Genomic DNA, 18,568 nt, shown 5'->3' on the forward strand with positions numbered 1-18,568 from the left:
CGTGCATGGACGTGCGCGCCCCGGAACGGTCTCCTTCACCCCTTTTCGGGGTGTTCCGTCCCACGGTCCCGCACGACCGCGCACCACCTCCTGAAACCCACGTCAGAGCCGACGTGTTACCCGCCCGGAGGAGCCGCCGTGACCGCCCACCCCGTCGACGAGAAACTGCCCGCACTCAAGATGGCCACCACGGGTCTGCAACACGTGGCCGCCATGTACGCGGGAGTCGTCGCCCCACCCCTGATCGTCGGCGCCGCCGTCGGTCTGTCCCCCACCGAGCTGACCTTCCTCACCGGTGCCTGCCTGTTCACCGCGGGCCTCGCCACCTTCCTGCAGACCCTCGGCTTCTGGAAGATCGGAGCGCGGCTGCCGTTCGTCAACGGCGTCACCTTCGCGGGCGTCGCCCCCATGACCGCCGTCGTCGCCTCCACCAAGGACAGGTCCGACGCCCTGCCGATCATCTTCGGCGCGGTGATGGTCGCCGGCGTCCTGGGCTTCGTGGCGGCCCCCTTCTTCAGCAAGGCCGTCCGTTTCTTCCCGCCCGTCGTCACCGGCACCGTCATCACCCTCATAGGTGTCTCACTGCTGCCGGTCGCCTTCGGCTGGGCGCAGGGACCCGATCCCGCGGCGCACGACTACGGTTCGCCGACCTACCTGGGCCTCGCGGCGGCCACGCTCGTGCTCGTGCTGCTGCTGCGCCGCTTCACCCGCGGTTTCGTCAAGCAGATCGCCGTGCTGCTCGGCCTGGTCGTCGGCACGCTGGTGGCGATCCCGTTCGGTGTCACGGACTTCGGTCCGGTGACCGACGCGGACGTGGTCGGCTTCCCGACGCCGTTCCACTTCGGTGCCCCGCAGTTCCAGCTCGCCGCGATCCTCTCGCTGTGCGTGGTCATGGTGGTCTCGATGACCGAATCGACCGCGGACATGCTGGCGTTGGGCGAGATCGTCGAGCGTCCGGCCGACGAGCGGACCATCGCGGCGGGCCTGCGCGCGGACACCCTCGGCTCGGCCCTCAGCCCGCTCTTCAACGGCTTCATGTGCAGCGCCTTCGCGCAGAACATCGGGCTGGTCGCGATGACGCGGATCCGCAGCCGGTACGTCGTCGCCACCGGCGGCGGCTTCCTGGTGCTGATGGGCCTGTGCCCGATGGCCGCGTCGCTGATCGCCGTCGTACCGCGCCCGGTCCTCGGCGGGGCGGGCGTCGTCCTGTTCGGCTCGGTCGCGGCGAGCGGCATCCAGACCCTGGTCAGGGCCGGCCTGGAGAAGGACAACAACGTCCTGATCGTCGCCGTGTCGCTGGCCGTCGGGATCATCCCGATCACCGCGCCGGACTTCTACCACGCGTTCCCCCAGACCGTGCGGATCGTCCTGGACTCGGGGATCTCCACGGGGTGCTTGGCGGCCGTCCTGCTCAACCTCGTCTTCAACCACCTGGGCCGAAACCGGGACGACGACGAGGTCACGGCCCCGATGGAGCCGGGCGAGGAGATCGCGGACCGGCGCACCGGTCCCGGCCCCGCGGTGGTGGGCGCGTAGCGGGCCGGGTCAGGATCCGCACCCCGGGGCCGGATGATCCGCACCCCGGGGGCCGGGTCTCGGTCTCAGCCGATGTGGTAGCTGTCCCCGTACACCTTCCAGTCCAGTGGCGGATCGAGATTCAGGTTCCGCTTTTGCAGGAACACCCGCTGTTCGGTGTCGACGCGGGTCGTGTCGGAGTGGGCCTCCTCCTGCTTCATGGCCCAGACGCGCGCGTCGAGGAAGGCGTTCAGATACGTCACCTCGTTGCCGCCCTGGGCCGGCGGCTTGGCCTTGGCCAGGGCGCGCCTGCGGATGTTGCTGAAGCTGGTGCTGTCGCCGCCGTCGCCGTGCATCACGATGGCGTCGTAGTAGGTGAACTGGCCGAGGACGCCGATGCCGTCGGTCTTGCCCTGGGCGACGGCGGGGTTGAAGTAGACCCGGTCCCGTTCGTCGTTCTGGGCCTGCTGGAACGCGGTGTCCTGGGCGGCCCTGCGCCAGTCGGCGGGGAAGCCGGGGTCCAGGCCCTGGTGCGAGTCGCCGCCGTTCACCTCGCGCAGGGCGGGCAGGTACTTGGCGAGGACGTTGCCCGGCTTGCGCCGGGTGTACAGCTCGACCAGGTCCAGCATGTCCCCGGTGCCTGAACAGAAGCCGATGATGCCGGCCGTGTAGCCGCGCCCGTCACCGATGTCCTCGATGTACTTGTACTGCGCCTTCCAGTCCAGCGAGGAGTTCTCCGCGCTGGAGACCAGCTTCATCGCGATCTCCTTCTTCGCCGGGTCGTCCAGACCGCCGGAGGCGGCGGCCTGGGACTGGGTCGCGAGGAGGGGGCCTGCCACGAGCGAGGCTCCGATCAGGGTGAGCAGTGTGCGCCGTGAGGTGTGGAGCTGGGGATCTATGTGGGGGGTGTGCACGGTACCTCCGATGAGGGGAGTGATGCGTCCACTTACTGTTAGGAAAGTTTCCTACCAGAGATTCCGGACGGCGTACACCCGCCCAACGAGACCGAGTTGACGTTCCCTCCGCGGCTGCCGGGTGCCCCTGGGGCAGCGGCTGGGCGGGCAGTCCTGGTCAGGACCGGTCGCGAGGGGAAAGGCGCGACATCACTCGCTCGGGCCGGGCCGAGGAGGCGTGCGGGACCTGTCCCCGCCCCGGCCGCAGGATCACCGCCGCCAGGACCAAGGCCGTCAGCGCGATCCCCGTGGCCACCGTGAACGCCAGCCGGTAACCGTCCGCCAGGGCTGCGACGGTCCCCTCGCCCCCGCCGGTCAGACGCTCCGTACGACTCGCCGCCAGCGTCGTCAGCACGGCCAGTCCCAGTGAACCGCCCACCACCTGCGTGGTGTTGAAGAGCCCGGAGGCCAGTCCCGCGTCCTCCTCCCGGGCGCCCGTCATGGCGAGCCCCGTCACCGCGGGCATCGCGGCCGCGAATCCGGCGGCGAGCAGCAGCATCGCCGGCAGTACGTCCGCGACGTACGAGCCGTCGGCCGGGGCCCGGCTCAGCAGGGCCATGCCTCCGGTGATGAGGACGAGCCCGGCGAGCAGCACCCGGTACGGACCGAACCGGGCGATCGTCCGCGCGGACAGGGTCAGCATCAGCACCCCGATCGCGATCGGCGCGGGGAGGAACGCGGTACCGGTGGTCAACTCGCTGTACCCGAGGACGCGTTGGAGGTAGAGCGCGCCGATGTACTGGAAGCCGAACATCCCCGCGACCATCAGGATCTGCACCCCGTTGGCGCCGCTCAGGGCGCGCGAGCGGAAGAGCCGCAGCCGCAGCAGCGGACGGGCGGCCCGCGCCTGACGCAGGACGAAACCGACGTAGAGACCGAGCGCGAGCGCGGCCGACGCGAGCGTGACGCCCAGACTCCGGTCGCCTGCGCCGACGATCGTGTACACCGTCAGCATCAGCGCGCCCGTGACCAGCGCCGCGCCCGGATAGTCGGCGCCCTTGCCGAGTCCGACTCCCCGGTCCGGGGCGAGGATCCGGATCGCGGCGAGCCACGCGACCACTCCGATCGGCAGGTTGATCAGAAAGATCCAGTGCCAGCCGACCGTCTGGGTCAGCGCCCCGCCGAGGAAGGTGCCGAGCGCCCCGCCCGCCGCGCCGACCGCGCTGAACACCGCGATGGCGCGGGCCTGTTCACGCGGTTGGGGGAAGAGCGCGACCAGCATGCCGAGGACGACGGCCGAGGTCATCGCTCCGCCGACACCCTGCAGGGCGCGGGCCGCGACCAGCAGGCCCCGGCTGGTGGCGACCCCGCACAACACGGACGCGGCCGTGAACACCACGAGCCCGGTGGCGAACATCCGCCTGCGTCCCACGAGGTCCCCGAGCCGGCCCACGAGCAGCAACAGCCCCCCGAACGGGATCAGATACGCGTTCACCACCCAGGCGAGCCCCGGCCCCGAGAACCCCAGATCACTCTGGATCGCGGGCATCGCGACGGTGACGATGTTCCCGTCCAGGATCGTCATCAGGGTGCCCGCGCACAGGACGACGAGCGAGGCCCAGCGGGAGTACGGTCGGGGGACCGGCGGCTCGGACGGTGACTCGGTCCGGAACGGCATGACGACGACCTCCATGTAGGCGACCACGTGTGCGACGCGTTTCCATAGGTGCACGACTTGTAACGGGGTACATCGTGAGTGACCATGGAGATCGGCATAAGGAGGCACCTCAATGTCCCAAGGGAACACCGGTGTTACCCCGCAGGTCGTGCACGCGCAGGCGTGCCCGGTCCGCGAGGTTCTTGACAGGGTCGCCGGGAAATGGAGCGTGCAGATCATCGTGGCCGCCGCGCACGGCCCGATCCGCTTCACCGAGCTGGAGCGCAGCATCGACGGCATCAGCCGCCGCATGCTCACCCTGACGCTGCGTAATCTGGAGCGCGACGGACTCCTCACCCGTACCGTCCACCCGATGGTCCCGCCCAAGGTCGAGTACGAACTCACACCGGTGGCCGAGGAGTTGCACGCCACCCTGCTGTCCCTGACCGACTGGGCGGAGCGGCACCGCGTCACGATCGCCGAGGCGCGCGCGGCCTACGACGCCCAGCACAGCCCGGAGCTGCTGGACGCGTAGACCGCGCCACGCGGGGTGGGCTCAGAGGCCGAAGACTCCCGGGTCGGTGGCCAGCGCGCGGAAGTACACGCGGGGGTCCGCGACCAGCCTGCGCTCCTTGAGGTCCAGCAGCCCACCCACCGCGGTGAACTCGGCGGCCACCGTGCCGTCCGCCTTCCGTATCGTCTGCCCGATCCGGAAGGTCTTGCCCTCACCCCAGGTGAACGCGCAGGTCACTTCGGTCCGGTCCCCCGCCCGCAACTCCCGCAGATAGCGGATCGTCGTCTCCAGGGTCACCGGTCCCACACCCTTGGAGACCAGATCGGTCTGGCCTATCCCGGCCGCATCGAGTAAGCACCAGCGGGCGTGTTCGGCGTACTGCAGATACACGCTCTGGTTCAGATGCCCCTGGGTGTCGGTCTCGTACCCGCGAACGGTCACGGGCACGGAAAACGGCTCAGCCACGACATTCCCTTCTTCGATCGTGTGTACGACGGTCGGAACGGCCGCCACTCTACTGAGGGGTGGAAGGGATTCGAGGGACCTCACGCCCGCCGGGGTGAGGCAAGCACATACCGCGCTCCCGTACGCGGCTCCGTGTGCTCGCCGACCTGCCAGCCCGCCTTCTCCAGCGTGGCCGCGCAGGCCCGCAACGCCTCGGCGTCCGGCTCGCGCACGGCGACGGCCTCCGGCTGCGGAGTCGCCCGCACCCGATAGCCGGGGCCTTCCCCTGCCGCGGGACGGTGCCCGGCGGCCTCCAGAGCGAGCGCGGCGGCCTGCACCAGATGCGTACGTTCCCATCCGCACGGGCGGTCCACCGCCCCGTCCCGGTTGGTCATCCGCCGCAGCTCCAACAGCCCTTGCCAGGCACTGCGCACCTCGCGTGTGCGGGAGGGGCCGCCAACGGCGTTCTCCTCGCCGCCGATCCGCGCGGTGAACACGCCCGAGTCGGAGGGGGCTGCGGGAGGCTCAGGCGCGGCCGTCGGCTCCGGCGCCTCCCGTATCCGGTGCCCGGCGGGCGTCAGAAAGTGGTCGTGCGGCGGCCGCGGATGCCGGAAGGCGAGCCCCCGCTTCACCAGCGCGGCGAGCTGCGCGTCCGTCCCCTTCAGCCGCCCGGTCACCGGGTCCGCCGCATCGATGACACGCCGCTGCGCGACGGTCGGCGGTCGTGTCATGACGGCACCCCTTTCCGTACGTCGGCCGCAACGCCCCGTCGGGGCGCTGCGAAACGCGCGCCCCCCTGGGCCGACCCCATCCCCACCCACTCGAAGACTACGACGGGGGTCTGACATTCCAGCTGGCCACGACATGCCGCCGATGCTCGGTGCTCAGCCGGCTCACCGTCCCGGTGGCGAGCTGGAACAACGCGCCGTCCGAAGCCCGCAGCCCCAGCCGCCGCGCGGTCAGCACCCGCAGAAAGTGCCCGTGGGAGATGAGGACGACACTGCCCTCCGCCTCGGCGAGCGCCGCGTCGACCTTGGAGAGCATCCGCTCCGCCCGCGCCCCGACCTGCTCCGGGCTCTCCCCGGGATGCTCCGGCGGCCCCGGTGCGACCCCGTCGTCGAACAGGAACCAGTCGGGCCGGGTCCGGTGGATCTCCACGGTCGTGACGCCTTCGTACCCGCCGTAGTCCCACTCGCACAGGTCCGCGTCCACCCGCGCCCCCTCGACCCCGGCCAGCCGGGCCGTCTCCCGCGCCCGCTGCATCGGGCTCACGAACGCCGCCGCGATGTGGTGCGAGGCGACCAGCGGGGCCAGCCGCTTGGCCTGCTCGCGGCCATTCTCCGTCAGCGGGATGTCGGTCGATCCGGTGTGCCGCCCGGACAAGGACCACTCGGTCTCGCCGTGCCGCACGAGGATCAGGTCACCCATGTACGACACCCTTCTCCGGTCCTGTCACTCCTTCCGTACGGTGTCATCGCCCCCGGCGGTCCGCAGGTCGGAGTGCGCCATACGGCGGCCCTACTGTCGATACCCGCCCAGGAACCGTCCGATCCGGCTGATCGCCGCGTCCAGGTCGTCGGCGTGCGGGAGGGTGAGGATGCGGAAGTGGTCGGGGCGGGGCCAGTTGAAGCCGGTGCCCTGGACGACCTGGATCTTCTCGCGGAGGAGGAGGTCCAGGACGAACTTCTCGTCGTCGTGGATCTTGTGGACCTCGGGGTCGATGCGGGGGAAGGCGTACAGCGCTCCCTTGGGCTTGACGCAGGAGACGCCCGGGATCTCGTTGAGCTTCTCCCAGACACGGTTGCGCTGTTCGTGGAGGCGGCCGCCGGGCGCGGTCAGTTCGTGGATGGACTGGCGGCCGCCGAGCGCGGCCTGGATGGCGTACTGGGCGGGCGCGTTGGGGCACAGCCGCATGGAGGCCAGCATGGTCAGGCCTTCCAGGTAGTTGCGGGCGTGCTGCTTGGGGCCCGTCACCACCAGCCAGCCCGAGCGGAAGCCCGCCACCCGGTACGTCTTGGACAGACCGCAGAAGGTGAGGACCACCAGGTCGGGGGCGAGCGCCGCGGCCGAGTGGTGGACCGCGTCGTCGTACAGGATCTGGTCGTAGATCTCGTCCGCGAAGACCATCAGGCCGTGCCGGCGGGCGAGGTCGAGGATGCCCTCGATGATCTCCTGGGGGTAGACCGCGCCGGTCGGGTTGTTGGGGTTGATGATGACGACCGCGCGGGTGCGGTCGGTGATCTTCGACTCGATGTCGGCGAGGTCCGGGTACCAGTCCGACTGTTCGTCGCAGAGGTAGTGGACCGCCTTGCCGCCCGCGAGGGTCGTGACGGCCGTCCAGAGGGGGAAGTCCGGGGCGGGGATGAGGACTTCGTCGCCGTCCTCCACCAGCGCCTGGACCGCCATGGAGACCAGTTCGGAGACGCCGTTGCCGAGGAAGACGTCGTCCACGCCTACCTCAAGGCCCCGTTCCTGGTAGCGCTGGGCGACCGCGCGGCGGGCGGAGAGGATGCCGCGCGAGTCGGTGTAGCCGTGCGCCTGCGGCAGCATCCGGATCATGTCCTGGAGGATCTCCTCCGGCGCCTCGAAACCGAAGAGCGCGGGGTTGCCGGTGTTGAGGCGCAGCACGCTGTGGCCCGCCGCCTCCAGTGCGTCGGCGTGCTCGATCACCGGGCCGCGGATCTCGTAACAGACCTCGCTGAGCTTGCTCGACTGCCGGAACTCCATGCGCTGTGTCCTCCGGTTCGTGGTGTTGCTTGGTTTTACCAAGTGAGTGCTTGGAAAGTCCAACAACATGTCTAGACTGCGTCGCATGTCACCTCGCCGAAGCTACGACCAGTACTGTTCCGCGGCCCGAGCGCTCGACGCCGTCGGTGACCGCTGGACCCTCCTGATCGTCCGCGAGCTGCTCGGCGGCCCGCGCCGCTACACCGATCTGCACGCGGATCTGCCGGGCGTGAGCACGGACGTCCTCGCCTCCCGGCTCAAGGACATGGAGCGCGACGGACTGACGACCCGGCGCCGACTGCCGCCGCCGGGCGCCGCGTACGTCTACGAACTCACCGACCGGGGGCGGGGGTTGCTGCCCGTGCTGCAGGCGCTCGGCGAGTGGGGCGCGCCCTCGCTGGGCGAGCGCGGGGCCACGGACGCCGTACGGGCGCACTGGTTCGCGCTGCCGCTGCTGCGGGGCCTGGCGGGGGAGGGTGCTGAAGGGCTGGTCGAAGTCCGCCTGGACGAGGGGGAGTTCCATGTGTGGCTGGGCGCCGAGGAGGGGCCCGCGTACGGGGACGGGCCCGCCCCGGAGGAGCCGGACGTCCGGCTGAGTCTCGACACCGGAACCTGTACGGATGTGAGCCGCGGGATCTCGACCCTGTCGGACGCGGTGCGCGAGGGACGGATCGAGGTCACGGGGGAGAGCACCCTCGCCAAGGTGCTGCGCGGGGAGTGACGCCGGTACGGTCCCCGTAGCCGTCGCGTGCCGCTCGCGCCAGACACTTCCAGCGCGTTCGAAAACATTGCGGGTGACGGGGCGGCGGCCACAGGGTGACTCGCATGCGTATCAAGAAGCCGATGAAGGACACCGCCATCGGCAGCGAGACCAACACGCTTCCGGCCTGCTGGTGACGCACAACTCGCAACGCCCAGCACCTCACCGGACCGGAACCCGGGCGGGGGACGAGGCCCGCCGTGCCGAGGGGGCACGGCGGGCCTTCGCCGTCACGGAGCCGTCACGGACGCCTACGTGTTCCTACGCAACCGGCGGCACCCGGGAAGGCCGTCCCGACCCCCGGGTCAACGCGTACCCGCCGATGCCCGCGAGCGCCGCGAGGATGCCGCCGATCGCGGTCCACACCCAGCGGTCGGACCACCAGCCGGAGGCCCAGCCGTCGTCGGGCTCGATGGACGACAGCACGGCCGTCGACGAACCGGAGTCGGAGTCGGACTTCCCGGCGCTCGTCGCGATGCCCGGCACCAGCGGCTTCGCCAGCGAACCGTCCACCGCAGCCGACCCGCCGATGTCCTTGGAATCGACCTTGACCTCGGCCCCGACCGGCAGACCCAGGTCGGAGGCCTGCAGCCCGGTGACGGTCAGCCGGACGTAGTACGTGCCCGGCAGCGGGTCGTTGGCCCAGGTCTCCGACCAGGAACGGACCGTGCGCAGGGTGCAGGCCAGTTCCACGGAGGCCGCGTCCTGCGCCGCCGTCCGTGTCTGTGCCCCGTACTGGCACGCCTGGCGGCGCCGCAGCCCGTCGTAGACGTCGAGCTGCCAGGTCTGGCCGGCGTGCCGCGTGGAGGCCTCCGGCAGCTTCACCGTCGCCTTCACAGTGGGCCGCTGCCCGGCGTCCGCGGGGAACGACCAGTACAGGTAGTCGCCCGTGGACCCGCTGGCGGTGGCCTGCTGCCCCTGCTCGATCTCGGTCGCCGTACGGAACGACGTGCCGGCCTGGGTCGGCGCGGCGCTGTCGCCCGAGGGGCTCGCGGAGGGCGAGGAGTCGGCCGCGGCGGGCGCCGCGGCGGTCCCGAGCAGCAGCAGGGCGGTGCTCAACACTCTTCTGACATACATCAGTTGGTCCTCCAGACCGCGATCCGCAGGCGCGAGACCCAGCCCCACAGCACACCCGCCAGGAAGCCGGTGAGCACGAGGGCGCCGAGCAGCCACCAGCCGCGGCCGAGGCCGAAGGAGGCCACGTCGCTCGCCTGGTCCGGCCCGTCCACGACGTCGACCGTCAGTTCCACCGGCATGCCCGGCGTGGTCTTCACGCCGCTCGCCGCCGAGAAGGAGTTGGACACCTGAAGACACACGGTCTCGGCGGGGGCGTCCTCGTCGTCGCTCTCGGCCTTGGGGTAGCGCAGACCGGTCGAGACGACGTCGGTACGGCCGTTGCCCGCCGCCTCGCCGCGCACGATCTCACGTCCGTGCACGGTGACGGCGCGCAGCAACACCCCGTAGTCCGGGTTGACCTCGCGGTCGGCCGCGACGCTCACCGAGGCGCGCAGCTCCTGGCCCGGCTTGACGTCCACGCGGTAGTAGCGGTGCTGCCCGAACTCCTCGCGGTCCGTGTACAGCCCGGACTTCAGCGTCGGGGCACTCGTGCAGGCGGTGGCGCCCTCCACGGCGACCGGCGTCACCACCGGGTCGGCGGCGCGCTCCACCAACTGACCGACACGGTCGGTGAGTTCTTCCTTGTGCTGGATCGAGGTGTACGTGCCGCCGGTCGCGTCCGCGATGCAGCTGAGCTGGTCGCGGGTCTTGGCGTCGGGCACGAGCCCGAGCGTGTCGATGGTGAGCCCGATGCCCTTGGCGGCTATCTCGCGGGCCACCTCGCACGGGTCGAGCGGCTGGCAGGTGTCCTCGCCGTCACTGATCAGCACGATCCGCCGGGTGCCGTTGCCGCCGTCGAGGTCGCCGGCCGCCTTGAGCAGCGCGGGACCGATCGGCGTCCAGCCGGTGGGCGTGAGCGTCGCGACGGCGGTCTTCGCCTCCGTGCGGTCCAGCGTGCCCACCGGGTACAGCTGGGCGGTGTCCTTGCAGCCCGTCTTGCGGTCGTTGCCGCGGTAGTTGGCGCCGAGGGTCCGTATGCCGAGCTGGACCTCCTCGGGTGTCGCGTCGAGCACCTCGTTGAACGCCTGCTTCGCCGCGGACATGCGCGACCCGCCGTCGATGTCGCGCGCCCGCATCGAACCGCTGACGTCCAGCACGAGTTCGACCTTGGGAGCGGCCTGCTCCGCCGTTTCGTCGGCGACCGCTCCGGTCGGGAAGGCGATCCCGGCCGTCAGGGCGGCGAGCAGGGCGCAGACTCCTGCCGCCAGCCGTTGTCTTGTGATCATCGCCGGATCCTATGGAGCAAAGGTGCCAGGCTTCAAAACGATCTACGAACTATTGGGTGGCGAACGGGTTGGGAAGCCGCGCCCAGATGTCCCCCGGAGTCTCCGGAGACAGCCGCATCAGGCTCAACGCCTTGGTCGGCAGCGGCTCGTCGAGCAGGACCGCCAGGTCCGTGGTGCGCGGCAGATCCCGTACGACGGTCTCCAGGGCCTCTCGCAGTACGGCCGACGAACCGGCCGTCGCCCCCAGCGTGCCGCCGATCAGCGAGCCGAACATCTTGCGGCGCAGGGTGGTCACATCGTCCGTGACGATCCGTCCGGAGAGCGCCGGAGCCGGGATGCCGTGCCGGGCCAGCCGGGCCGGGCTCACGCGGATGTCGGCCAGATCGCGGTAGACGAGCCGGACCGGGGCGCCGGTGGCGGACAGTACGACCAGGAGGTTCTGGCCGTGCGCCTCCAGGGCCACCCCCAGATCGAGCAGCCGCAGACAGACGGTGAGCGCGAGGCGGGCGAAGTCGGCCAGCCAGGCGGCCGATCGGGGCAGCTCGGTGGTGGCGAGGGCGGCCACCGGCAGGACGCGCTCGCCCGGGTGCGCGTACACGTCCGGGGACTCGCGCAGCACCGCCGCCAGGTCGGGGGAGTGGGCCGTGACGGCGCCCAGGGTGCGGGTGACGTGCAGCAGGCCGTCCGTACGGGCCGCCATGTCCTCCGCGAACGCCGACACCGTCGCCGACGTCTCGATCGAGTAGACCGAGATGTCCCGCACGGAGGAGGTCAGCCGGGCGCTCAGCGCGGTCTTGACGTGCGGTCCGTCGGGCAGAGCGAGGGTGCGCAGCGACATCAACGGGTGCGCGGGGACGGCCTCCTGGGGCGCGGTTCGCAGTACGTGCGCCAGCTGCCAGGGGTGGACGGGGATCAGGAAACGGTCCTCGTCCCGCAGCCACTTGGGCCACTCACCCCGGACCAGACAGTCGTCCGCGCCCACCAGGCCGAGTTCCACGACCGGCCGGTGCTCCGGCCCGTGGGCGAGCTGCTCGGCCACCGAGAACCCGGGCCGGGAGCGGCAGTTGGGGTGATACGGATGTCCGTCGACCACCCGCTGCTCCCACTCCCAGCTGATCAGGGGCTCATGGTCGACAGCGGGCTGGTTCGCGCGGGACAGGGCCAACGAGGCGACACTGCCGTCGAGCTCGACGGCGAAGGCGGTCGCGTGCGGTACGCCGAGGGCCGTCATGAGCCGCGCCGGACGCTCGTACACCGTGTTGTCCAGCCGGACCTCGGTGACGTACGAGGTGGTCGCGTACGGATCCGGGCGCGGGCCGTGCAGCCGGCGGCCGTCGGTGAGGTGGAGCGTGAGCCCGTCGGCCCCCGGTTCGCGGCGCGCGATCCACGGCATCGGCTCGTACGCCAGCGCACGCCACAGCCGGCTCAGCACGGCCGCCCGGGCGCCGGGGAGCCCGGCCGCGTACGGCGCCGAGAGGGCGGGGCGTACGGCGCTCAGCTCGTCCGCGAGCGCTGCCTCGGCGTCGGGCGTGGGGGGACGGTGCACGGTCGGGCTCCTTGGGTACGGGGACTGCGCGTCGCGGTCGCCCGCGCCGACAGACATACTGATCACCAGTGCACCGTATGGAATGAATGGATCGCGTGGACTCCATGCCCCCCAGGCACCTCAGGGACGACATAGAAGAGGCCGCCGACGAGTACGCCGCCGCGCCTCTGCTCAATTGTCTGCTGCGGGAGGTGGGGGAGCCCGCCGAGGGCTCCGGCGTGTTCCGGCTCCGCTCCAGCGGGCGGCTGCTGCGGGTGCGGGGGACGCGCAGGCCCGTGGCGCCCGAGGCGTACGCCGACGGGGCCTGGCACCGGCTCACCCACGCCGAACTGGTCAAACTCACCGCCGAGGAACTGCGCGGATTCACCGGTCTGTCCGATCCAGAGCTGCCCGCCGAGATGATCGACAGCCGGAGCGCGGTGGCCACACTGCTCGCCGCCCGCCTGCACGCGACGCCGCCCGCGGACCCGTACATCCGCTCCGAGCAGTCCCTGATCACCGGGCACCCGTACCACCCGGCGCCCAAGGCCCGGGGCGGCGGCCCCGTCGCCGGCTGGCTGCCGTACGCGCCCGAGGCTTACGCCCGCTTCCCGCTGGAGTTGCTCGGCGTGCGGGAGGACGCGGTCGTCGAGGAGGGCGACACCTCGGCGCTGGACGACTTCGGGCCGTCCCCGGAGGGCTACCGGCTGCTTCCGGCCCACCCCTGGCAGCTCGACCTGGTCGGCGCCCGCCCGGAGATCCGGGGCGCCTTCGCGGACGGCCGGCTGATCCGCCTGGGCCGTACCGTGCGCCCGCTGTGGCCGACGGCCGCCATCCGCACGCTCTACGCCCCCGAGGACGACGTCTTCGTCAAGTTCAGCCTCGACGTGCGCATCACCAACGACATCCGTCGGCTGTGGCGCCACGACCTGCTGAAACTGCGTCGTACTGACGAGGCGACAGCCGCCGCGTTCGCGCCTACGACTACGACCACGGGGACAGGCACGGGCGCCGCCTGGCTGAGCGACCGCGGCTACCGCACCGCCGACTTCGCCTTCGAAGAACTCGCGGTCCTCGTCCGCGACGGGCTGCGCGAGCACGTCGTCCCCGGCGCGACCCCGCTCCTCGCCGCCGCCCTTGTCGAGGGCTTCGAGGGCAGCCCCCTCGACGGTCTCGCCGACCCGTCCGCCTGGTGGACGGCGTATCTGCGCCAGGTCGTCCCCCCGGCCCTGGAAGCGTTCGCGCGGCACGGAGTCGTCCTGGAGGCGCATCTGCAGAACACGGTGGTGGCCGTGGACACCGACGGCATCCCCGTGCAGGCGCTGTTCAGGGACGCGGAGGGCGTGAAGCTGCTCACGGACGTGGACCGGGCCGCCGGATGGGAGCGGCTGGTCTACTGCCTGATCGTCAACAACGTGTCAGAACTCGCCGCCCTGCTCGCGGAGGACCACCCGGGCTGGGACCCGTGGCCCGCCGTACGGACCGAACTGGCCCACCACGGCCTGCCCGGGATCGCGCACGAGATCGCGGAGTTGCTCACCGCCCCCACGCTCCCCGGCAAGACGAACCTGCTGCTTCGCTGGACGGGCGCGGACGGCGCGGACGCCCGCTACCTCCCGCTGCCTAACCCGCTGGCCCGCGCCTAGTACCGGGTTCCTCTTCACGCTCCTGGTCTGGCGACCGACCGGCTCAACTCCCGTGCCGGCCCCCTGGATCCGGGCAGACCTCCACCACCGGCCCGCCGACCTGGCGAGGTGAACAACAGGGGACGACAGATGAACGTGATGATGGAGCGATCTGACCCGGGCGGTACCGCGCACACGTCTGCTCCCGCGTCCGGTAAACGACGGTACGATCACCGTCGGATTAGTCCGTTGGGTCGCCGCGGGTTCCTCCGCTGTGGGGTCACCCCGTCCGTGCCCTGCTTTCCGGGCAGGCCAGGTGCATGGTCCACGTGCGATGTCCGCGCTCTGACGAGCAGCTTGGGTAGGGAAAGGGAGAATCGCTCCGATGGCCAATGAGGACACCGTGTCCCAAGAGTCGGGCAGCGAACGTGTGATCGCCGGCCGCTACAGTCTGCTGTCGCCCCTCGGTGCGGGCGGCATGGGCACCGTGTGGCGCGCCTACGACAAGGTGCTGCACCGCGAGGTTGCCATCAAGGAGGTCCGGGCGCCTGCCGGACTGGCGGCGTCCGACATCGACCGGATGTACACGCGGCTGGAGCGCGAGGCGTGGGCTGCGGCCCGGGTGGCGCATCCGAACGTGGTGACCGTCTACGACGTGGCCATGGAGGAGGGCCGCCCGTGGATCGTGATGGAGTTGGTCCGCGGTCAGTCGCTGGCCGACCTGCTCAAGACCGAGGGCCGGCTCTCCCCGCAACGTGCCGCTTCCATCGGCCTCGAGGTGCTTGCCGCGCTCCACGCCGCCCACGAGACCGGCGTGCTGCACCGCGACGTGAAACCGGCCAATGTGCTGATAGCCAAGGACGGCCGGGTGGTGCTCACCGATTTCGGCATCGCCATGATCGAGGGCGACTCCGCGCTCACCATGACCGGTGAGGTCGTCGGATCGCCCGAGTTCCTGGCTCCGGAGCGGGCGTTGGGCCGACGGTCCGGGCCCGCGTCGGACCTGTGGTCGCTCGGCGTGCTGCTGTACGCGGCCGTCGAGGCGCGCTCCCCCTTCCGCCAGAACACCCCGCTCAGCACCCTGCGGGCCATCGTGGACGCGGAGTTGCCGCAAGTCCGCCGGGCCGGCGCTCTCACTCCGGTCATCGAGGGGCTGCTGCGCAAGGATCCGGACGAACGCCTCACCGCCGAGCAGGCGGAGCAGGACCTGCGGCTCATCGGCCAGGGCGGCATCCCCGACACGGGAGCCGTGCAGCCGTCCTCCGACTCCCCGACCGTCTCGACGCAGCCCACGACGCGAACGTCTCCCTCGGATCCTGGGGAACAGCCCACGGTCACGCATTCCTTGGCACAGCCGACGGTCATTGATCCCCGGGCACAGACGACGGTCGCGGAACCTTCGGCGCAGCCCACGGTCGCGGAACCTTCGGCGCAGCCCACGGTCGCGGAACCTTCGGCGCAGGTGGCGGACACGGATCCCGTGACGCAGCCCACGGTCACGCATTCCCTGGCGCCGGCGCCGGCAGCGGACGCGGATCCGAGTGCCGCGGGAACACCCGCTTCCTCCGTCCCCCCGGTTGACGCGCGGCGCAGCCGACGCAGCATCGCGCTCGTCGCCACGGGCGTGTCCCTGTGCGTGCTGGCGCTGGCCGGAGTGGGCTATGCGCTCATGAACGACGGAAACGGAAGCGGAGATCGGAAGAGCGCCGGCAACACCACCGCAGGGGCCGGCTCGGCCTCGAAAAACGCCGAGAATGCCACCGCCGCGAGCACACAGGGCGACGACCAAGGCGCCTCCGCCACCCTGGGGGTGCGGGTGACGGTGACGGGTTCGCACACGACGTACTCGGGACAGTGCCCGCCGCCGAGCGAGCAGGCGCCCACCTTCACGGCGACGTTCACGGTGGACCGGCTCCCGGCCCAATTCTCCTACCGGTGGGTGTCCAAGGACGGCTCGGTGACCGATCCGCACTGGAGGACGCTGGTGTTCTCGGACGACGGAGGGCTCAGCAAGCAGGACACGGTGAGCCTGAGCACGTGGGCGGAAGCCGGCAAGCTCGAGAGCGAGATCGGCGTGGAGCTCAAGGCACCCGTGCAAGGCAAGTCCAACACGGTTCCTCTATCGCTGACTTGCGAGAACGGAACGAACTGAGGCACGCCGTCCGGGCACCGACCGACGGCTCGGACCGCGTTGCAGAGCGGGGCGGCCCTCGGTCCCGGCCGTCCCGTGCCCGGAGTTCTCCCGCAGTGCGGCGAGGTGTCCGGATCGCGGCCCCGCGACGAAGCGTGGAACGAATTTGTCGCAAGAATCGAACTAAACCAGGTCACGTTCACGTTTGAGTGAAGGCTCCGGTCTCGTGTCGGGTCAGCCGCGTCACGCGGCCTCTCTTTCGCAGTTGGATGTCGTTCATAAGGAGTATCAGTGCCATCGGTCATCCTGGGGCAAACGGGCCCCTTCACTGGTCAAAGCGTGGTCCTGAGCGCTGCTCCACTGACGTTCGGTCGCAAGAGCGACAACGACGTCGTGATCGTCAGCGCCAACGCCTCCCGTCTGCACGCCGAAATCCTCGAGGAGGATGCCGGCTTCGTGCTCTATGACCGCAACAGCCGGAACGGCACCTTCGTCAACGACCAGCGCATCACACGGCATGCACTGCGCTCCGGCGACCGCATCCGCATCGGTGAGGAAACCTTCCTCTTCGAGTCGGAGGACGCCATCGAGACGATGATGGATCTCTCCCACCTCGACGCACCCCGGGTGAGCGCCTCCGCGGACCCTGGCGTGCTCAGGGTCACCGTCACCGGCGGCGGCCCGGTGGGCCTCGCCTTCGCGCTGACGCTGGAGAACATGCTGCGCGGGCGGGTCTCGATCACGGTCTACGAAGGGCGGTGGACCAAGAACGGCTCCACCGTCGTCTGGAAGGACGAGACCCAGGGGAACGTCCGTCGCCAACAGGTCGTGACCGTCCAGAGCCGGCAGTACCTCGCTCTGCCCGAGGACATACAGTCGGCGCTGTTCGGCGACGTGGGCGACTATTCGGAGATGTGGCCCGTCGGACCGGACTCCGTGGACGGCCTGCCTCCGCGCAACATCCGGATCGCCTACATCGAGGACCGCCTGCTGGAGTTGGCGAACAAGAACGCCGCGATCCGGCTGGTGCCGGAGCGGTTCGACCCGTCGGAGCACCAGAGTCGGCTCTCGCAGGAACATGTCCTGGCGATCTGCGAAGGCGGACGATCCCGTACGCGGGAGCACTACGCCGACCGCTTCGGCGCGGCCGACGCCTCGATCTACTCCCTTGACGGCGACCACCTGCAGGACGTGGTGCTGGGGCTTCGGGTGAAGTCCCCGCTCTCGGACCAGATGAGCGTCCTGCTGACCGTGTCGCAGAACAGGTTTCTTCTCAACTCGCTGCGCGGCGAGGGCTTCTTGAACATGCGGCTCACCCGCGAGGAGGCCCGCAACGTGATCCGTCAGGTCTTCGAGGAGTGCATCGCCGCTCGCCCCTGCGTCATGAGCCGCGAAGAGGACCACGAGTTCCGCTGTCCCACGCACGGAACCCTCTTCCTGCCCGCCCTGCTGCGCAGTTCGCCCTTGTGGAAGCGGATCCGGGAGGGACTGAAGCTGTTCGGCGTCCCGGAGAACGACCTCACCGCGATCACGTCGTTCCGCCTGGACATGGTGCAGCGCCCGCGGTTCACGGCGCAGCTGAGCCGCCCGACCGCGACGGGCCCCGGCACGTACGGCCTCCTGCTGGGCGACGCGGCCAACGCCATCCACTTCTGGCCGGGTCGCGGTCTCAACAGCGGTCTCGCCTCCGCCACTTCACTCGCCCGCTCCCTCAGCCGCACATGGCAGGGAAAGCCGCTGCGCGACGCCGACTTCATCCGGCACGAGGCGGCCATGTCCATGCTTCAGTACCGGCACAAGAGCCGGGCCTGGAACGCCATGGTCACCACCGACGAACAGGGCGTCACCCGCGCCATCAAGGACATCATCGCCCGCAGCATGGAACCGGAACCCGGCGACGGCTCCGAACCCGAGCACGCGTCCCTCGACGCCCTGCTGGAGCGCATGACCGCGATACGCGAGCGCCTCGCCACCCGTCTCCCCGGTATGCCCACGGACGAGGAACTGCGCAACCACCTCTTGACGCTGGACCCGGCCACGCTCCGCACGCTCCAGGAAAGCGGCGCGTGGGACACGCTGATCGTCGGCGGCGAGGAGGCCGACATCGACCTCTTCTACCAGTCGGACTCCCCCGTCTACGTCCCTCGCCCCACCGACCCGCGCATCGGCCCGCCGGCCCTCATACCGCAGGATTCCGTGCCCTCCAACCCGGTCTGAGTCCGGGCGGGACATTCCGCGGCGAGGAGAACATGGCTCCTCTTCTTCAGGAACGAAGAAGAGGAGCCATGTTCTCCGAAGTCGTACAGGGCATGATCATGATGAAGGCAGGGGGCGCACGTCGATTACCTTGGCTGGCCTGAGGAAATGCTGAACGAGGTGGATCGGTCGACAGTCCCGGGGCCTTTTTCGGTTCGGTTGAGCCTTGGGGCGCGAAA

The 18,568-nt window shown here is 70.5% G+C and carries 15 protein-coding genes; 6 read left to right on the top strand and 9 right to left on the bottom strand.

All coding sequences use genetic code 11. From position 1 onward, the window contains the following. Positions 1–138 precede the first annotated feature (138 nt). Positions 139–1,536, top strand: coding sequence for a nucleobase:cation symporter-2 family protein (locus OG798_RS40475; RefSeq protein ID WP_121414618.1), 1,398 nt, complete (start codon positions 139–141; stop codon positions 1,534–1,536). 65 nt (positions 1,537–1,601) lie between these two features. On the opposite strand, the gene OG798_RS40480 is transcribed toward OG798_RS40475, so the two are convergent. Then, a complete protein-coding gene (locus OG798_RS40480; protein ID WP_179857027.1) occupies positions 1,602–2,429 on the bottom strand; it encodes a chitosanase in 828 nt (275 codons plus the stop codon). Positions 2,430–2,586: 157 nt separating this feature from the next. After that, positions 2,587–3,993, bottom strand: coding sequence for an MFS transporter (locus OG798_RS40485; protein ID WP_267063944.1), 1,407 nt, complete (start codon positions 3,991–3,993; stop codon positions 2,587–2,589). A 205-nt stretch (positions 3,994–4,198) separates the two neighbouring features. On the opposite strand from OG798_RS40485, the gene OG798_RS40490 reads away from it, so the two are divergent. Beyond that, positions 4,199–4,600, top strand: a complete 402-nt coding sequence (locus OG798_RS40490; RefSeq protein WP_097224342.1) for a winged helix-turn-helix transcriptional regulator — start codon at positions 4,199–4,201, stop codon at positions 4,598–4,600. 21 nt (positions 4,601–4,621) lie between these two features. On the opposite strand, the gene OG798_RS40495 is transcribed toward OG798_RS40490, so the two are convergent. The 4 genes from OG798_RS40495 to OG798_RS40510 form a co-directional block, all read right to left on the bottom strand. Continuing rightward, positions 4,622–5,044: an acyl-CoA thioesterase gene (locus OG798_RS40495; protein WP_095851866.1), complete on the bottom strand. Its 423-nt coding sequence runs from the start codon at positions 5,042–5,044 to the stop codon at positions 4,622–4,624. 80 nt (positions 5,045–5,124) lie between these two features. Then, on the bottom strand, positions 5,125–5,754 hold the full coding sequence (locus OG798_RS40500) for a hypothetical protein (protein WP_121414617.1): 630 nt from the start codon (positions 5,752–5,754) through the stop codon (positions 5,125–5,127). A gap of 97 nt (positions 5,755–5,851) precedes the next feature. Continuing rightward, positions 5,852–6,451, bottom strand: a complete 600-nt coding sequence (locus OG798_RS40505; RefSeq protein WP_095851864.1) for a histidine phosphatase family protein — start codon at positions 6,449–6,451, stop codon at positions 5,852–5,854. A 90-nt stretch (positions 6,452–6,541) separates the two neighbouring features. After that, positions 6,542–7,750 carry a pyridoxal phosphate-dependent aminotransferase gene (locus OG798_RS40510; RefSeq protein ID WP_121414616.1) on the bottom strand — a complete coding sequence of 403 codons (1,209 nt, stop codon included), beginning with the start codon at positions 7,748–7,750 and terminating at the stop codon, positions 6,542–6,544. A gap of 67 nt (positions 7,751–7,817) precedes the next feature. Here OG798_RS40510 and OG798_RS40515 point away from each other — a divergent pair, with 67 nt between their 5' ends. Further along, positions 7,818–8,471 (top strand): winged helix-turn-helix transcriptional regulator, encoded by a 654-nt coding sequence (locus OG798_RS40515; protein ID WP_095851862.1) that lies wholly within the window; start codon positions 7,818–7,820, stop codon positions 8,469–8,471. A 300-nt stretch (positions 8,472–8,771) separates the two neighbouring features. On the opposite strand, the gene OG798_RS40520 is transcribed toward OG798_RS40515, so the two are convergent. Genes OG798_RS40520 through OG798_RS40530 form a run of 3 tightly spaced genes read right to left on the bottom strand, consistent with a single transcriptional unit; the run spans position 8,772 to position 12,398 of the window. After that, positions 8,772–9,587 carry a hypothetical protein gene (locus OG798_RS40520; protein ID WP_095851861.1) on the bottom strand — a complete coding sequence of 272 codons (816 nt, stop codon included), beginning with the start codon at positions 9,585–9,587 and terminating at the stop codon, positions 8,772–8,774. Further along, positions 9,587–10,852, bottom strand: coding sequence for a VWA domain-containing protein (locus OG798_RS40525; RefSeq protein WP_328758628.1), 1,266 nt, complete (start codon positions 10,850–10,852; stop codon positions 9,587–9,589). Before OG798_RS40525 ends, OG798_RS40520 begins: the two co-directional genes overlap by 1 nt. A gap of 49 nt (positions 10,853–10,901) precedes the next feature. After that, positions 10,902–12,398, bottom strand: coding sequence for an IucA/IucC family protein (locus tag OG798_RS40530; protein WP_328758629.1), 1,497 nt, complete (start codon positions 12,396–12,398; stop codon positions 10,902–10,904). Positions 12,399–12,484: 86 nt separating this feature from the next. Here OG798_RS40530 and OG798_RS40535 point away from each other — a divergent pair, with 86 nt between their 5' ends. The 3 genes from OG798_RS40535 (at position 12,485) to OG798_RS40545 (ending at position 18,350) form a co-directional block, all read left to right on the top strand. Continuing rightward, on the top strand, positions 12,485–14,023 hold the full coding sequence (locus OG798_RS40535; protein ID WP_413253602.1) for an IucA/IucC family protein: 1,539 nt from the start codon (positions 12,485–12,487) through the stop codon (positions 14,021–14,023). Between the two features lie 364 nt (positions 14,024–14,387). Beyond that, positions 14,388–16,154: a serine/threonine-protein kinase gene (locus OG798_RS40540; RefSeq protein ID WP_328758631.1), complete on the top strand. Its 1,767-nt coding sequence runs from the start codon at positions 14,388–14,390 to the stop codon at positions 16,152–16,154. A 270-nt stretch (positions 16,155–16,424) separates the two neighbouring features. Continuing rightward, entirely contained in the window at positions 16,425–18,350 is a 1,926-nt protein-coding gene (locus OG798_RS40545; RefSeq protein ID WP_328758632.1) for an FHA domain-containing protein, read from the top strand. Positions 18,351–18,568 lie beyond the last annotated feature (218 nt).

The organism is Streptomyces sp. NBC_00271 (assembly GCF_036178845.1).
Lineage (GTDB): Bacteria > Actinomycetota > Actinomycetes > Streptomycetales > Streptomycetaceae > Streptomyces.

What these genes read in the sequence shown, in the direction of transcription:
- OG798_RS40525 (WP_328758628.1), bottom strand. Translation starts at nt 10,852, where the DNA reads ATGATCACAAGACAACGGCTGGCGGCAGGAGTCTGCGCCCTGCTCGCC.
- OG798_RS40510 (WP_121414616.1), bottom strand. Translation starts at nt 7,750, where the DNA reads ATGGAGTTCCGGCAGTCGAGCAAGCTCAGCGAGGTCTGTTACGAGATC.
- OG798_RS40535 (WP_413253602.1), top strand. Translation starts at nt 12,485, where the DNA reads ATGGATCGCGTGGACTCCATGCCCCCCAGGCACCTCAGGGACGACATA.
- OG798_RS40490 (WP_097224342.1), top strand. Translation starts at nt 4,199, where the DNA reads ATGTCCCAAGGGAACACCGGTGTTACCCCGCAGGTCGTGCACGCGCAG.
- OG798_RS40520 (WP_095851861.1), bottom strand. Translation starts at nt 9,587, where the DNA reads ATGTATGTCAGAAGAGTGTTGAGCACCGCCCTGCTGCTGCTCGGGACC.
- OG798_RS40515 (WP_095851862.1), top strand. Translation starts at nt 7,818, where the DNA reads ATGTCTAGACTGCGTCGCATGTCACCTCGCCGAAGCTACGACCAGTAC.
- OG798_RS40505 (WP_095851864.1), bottom strand. Translation starts at nt 6,451, where the DNA reads ATGGGTGACCTGATCCTCGTGCGGCACGGCGAGACCGAGTGGTCCTTG.
- OG798_RS40500 (WP_121414617.1), bottom strand. Translation starts at nt 5,754, where the DNA reads ATGACACGACCGCCGACCGTCGCGCAGCGGCGTGTCATCGATGCGGCG.
- OG798_RS40485 (WP_267063944.1), bottom strand. Translation starts at nt 3,993, where the DNA reads ATGACGATCCTGGACGGGAACATCGTCACCGTCGCGATGCCCGCGATC.
- OG798_RS40540 (WP_328758631.1), top strand. Translation starts at nt 14,388, where the DNA reads ATGGCCAATGAGGACACCGTGTCCCAAGAGTCGGGCAGCGAACGTGTG.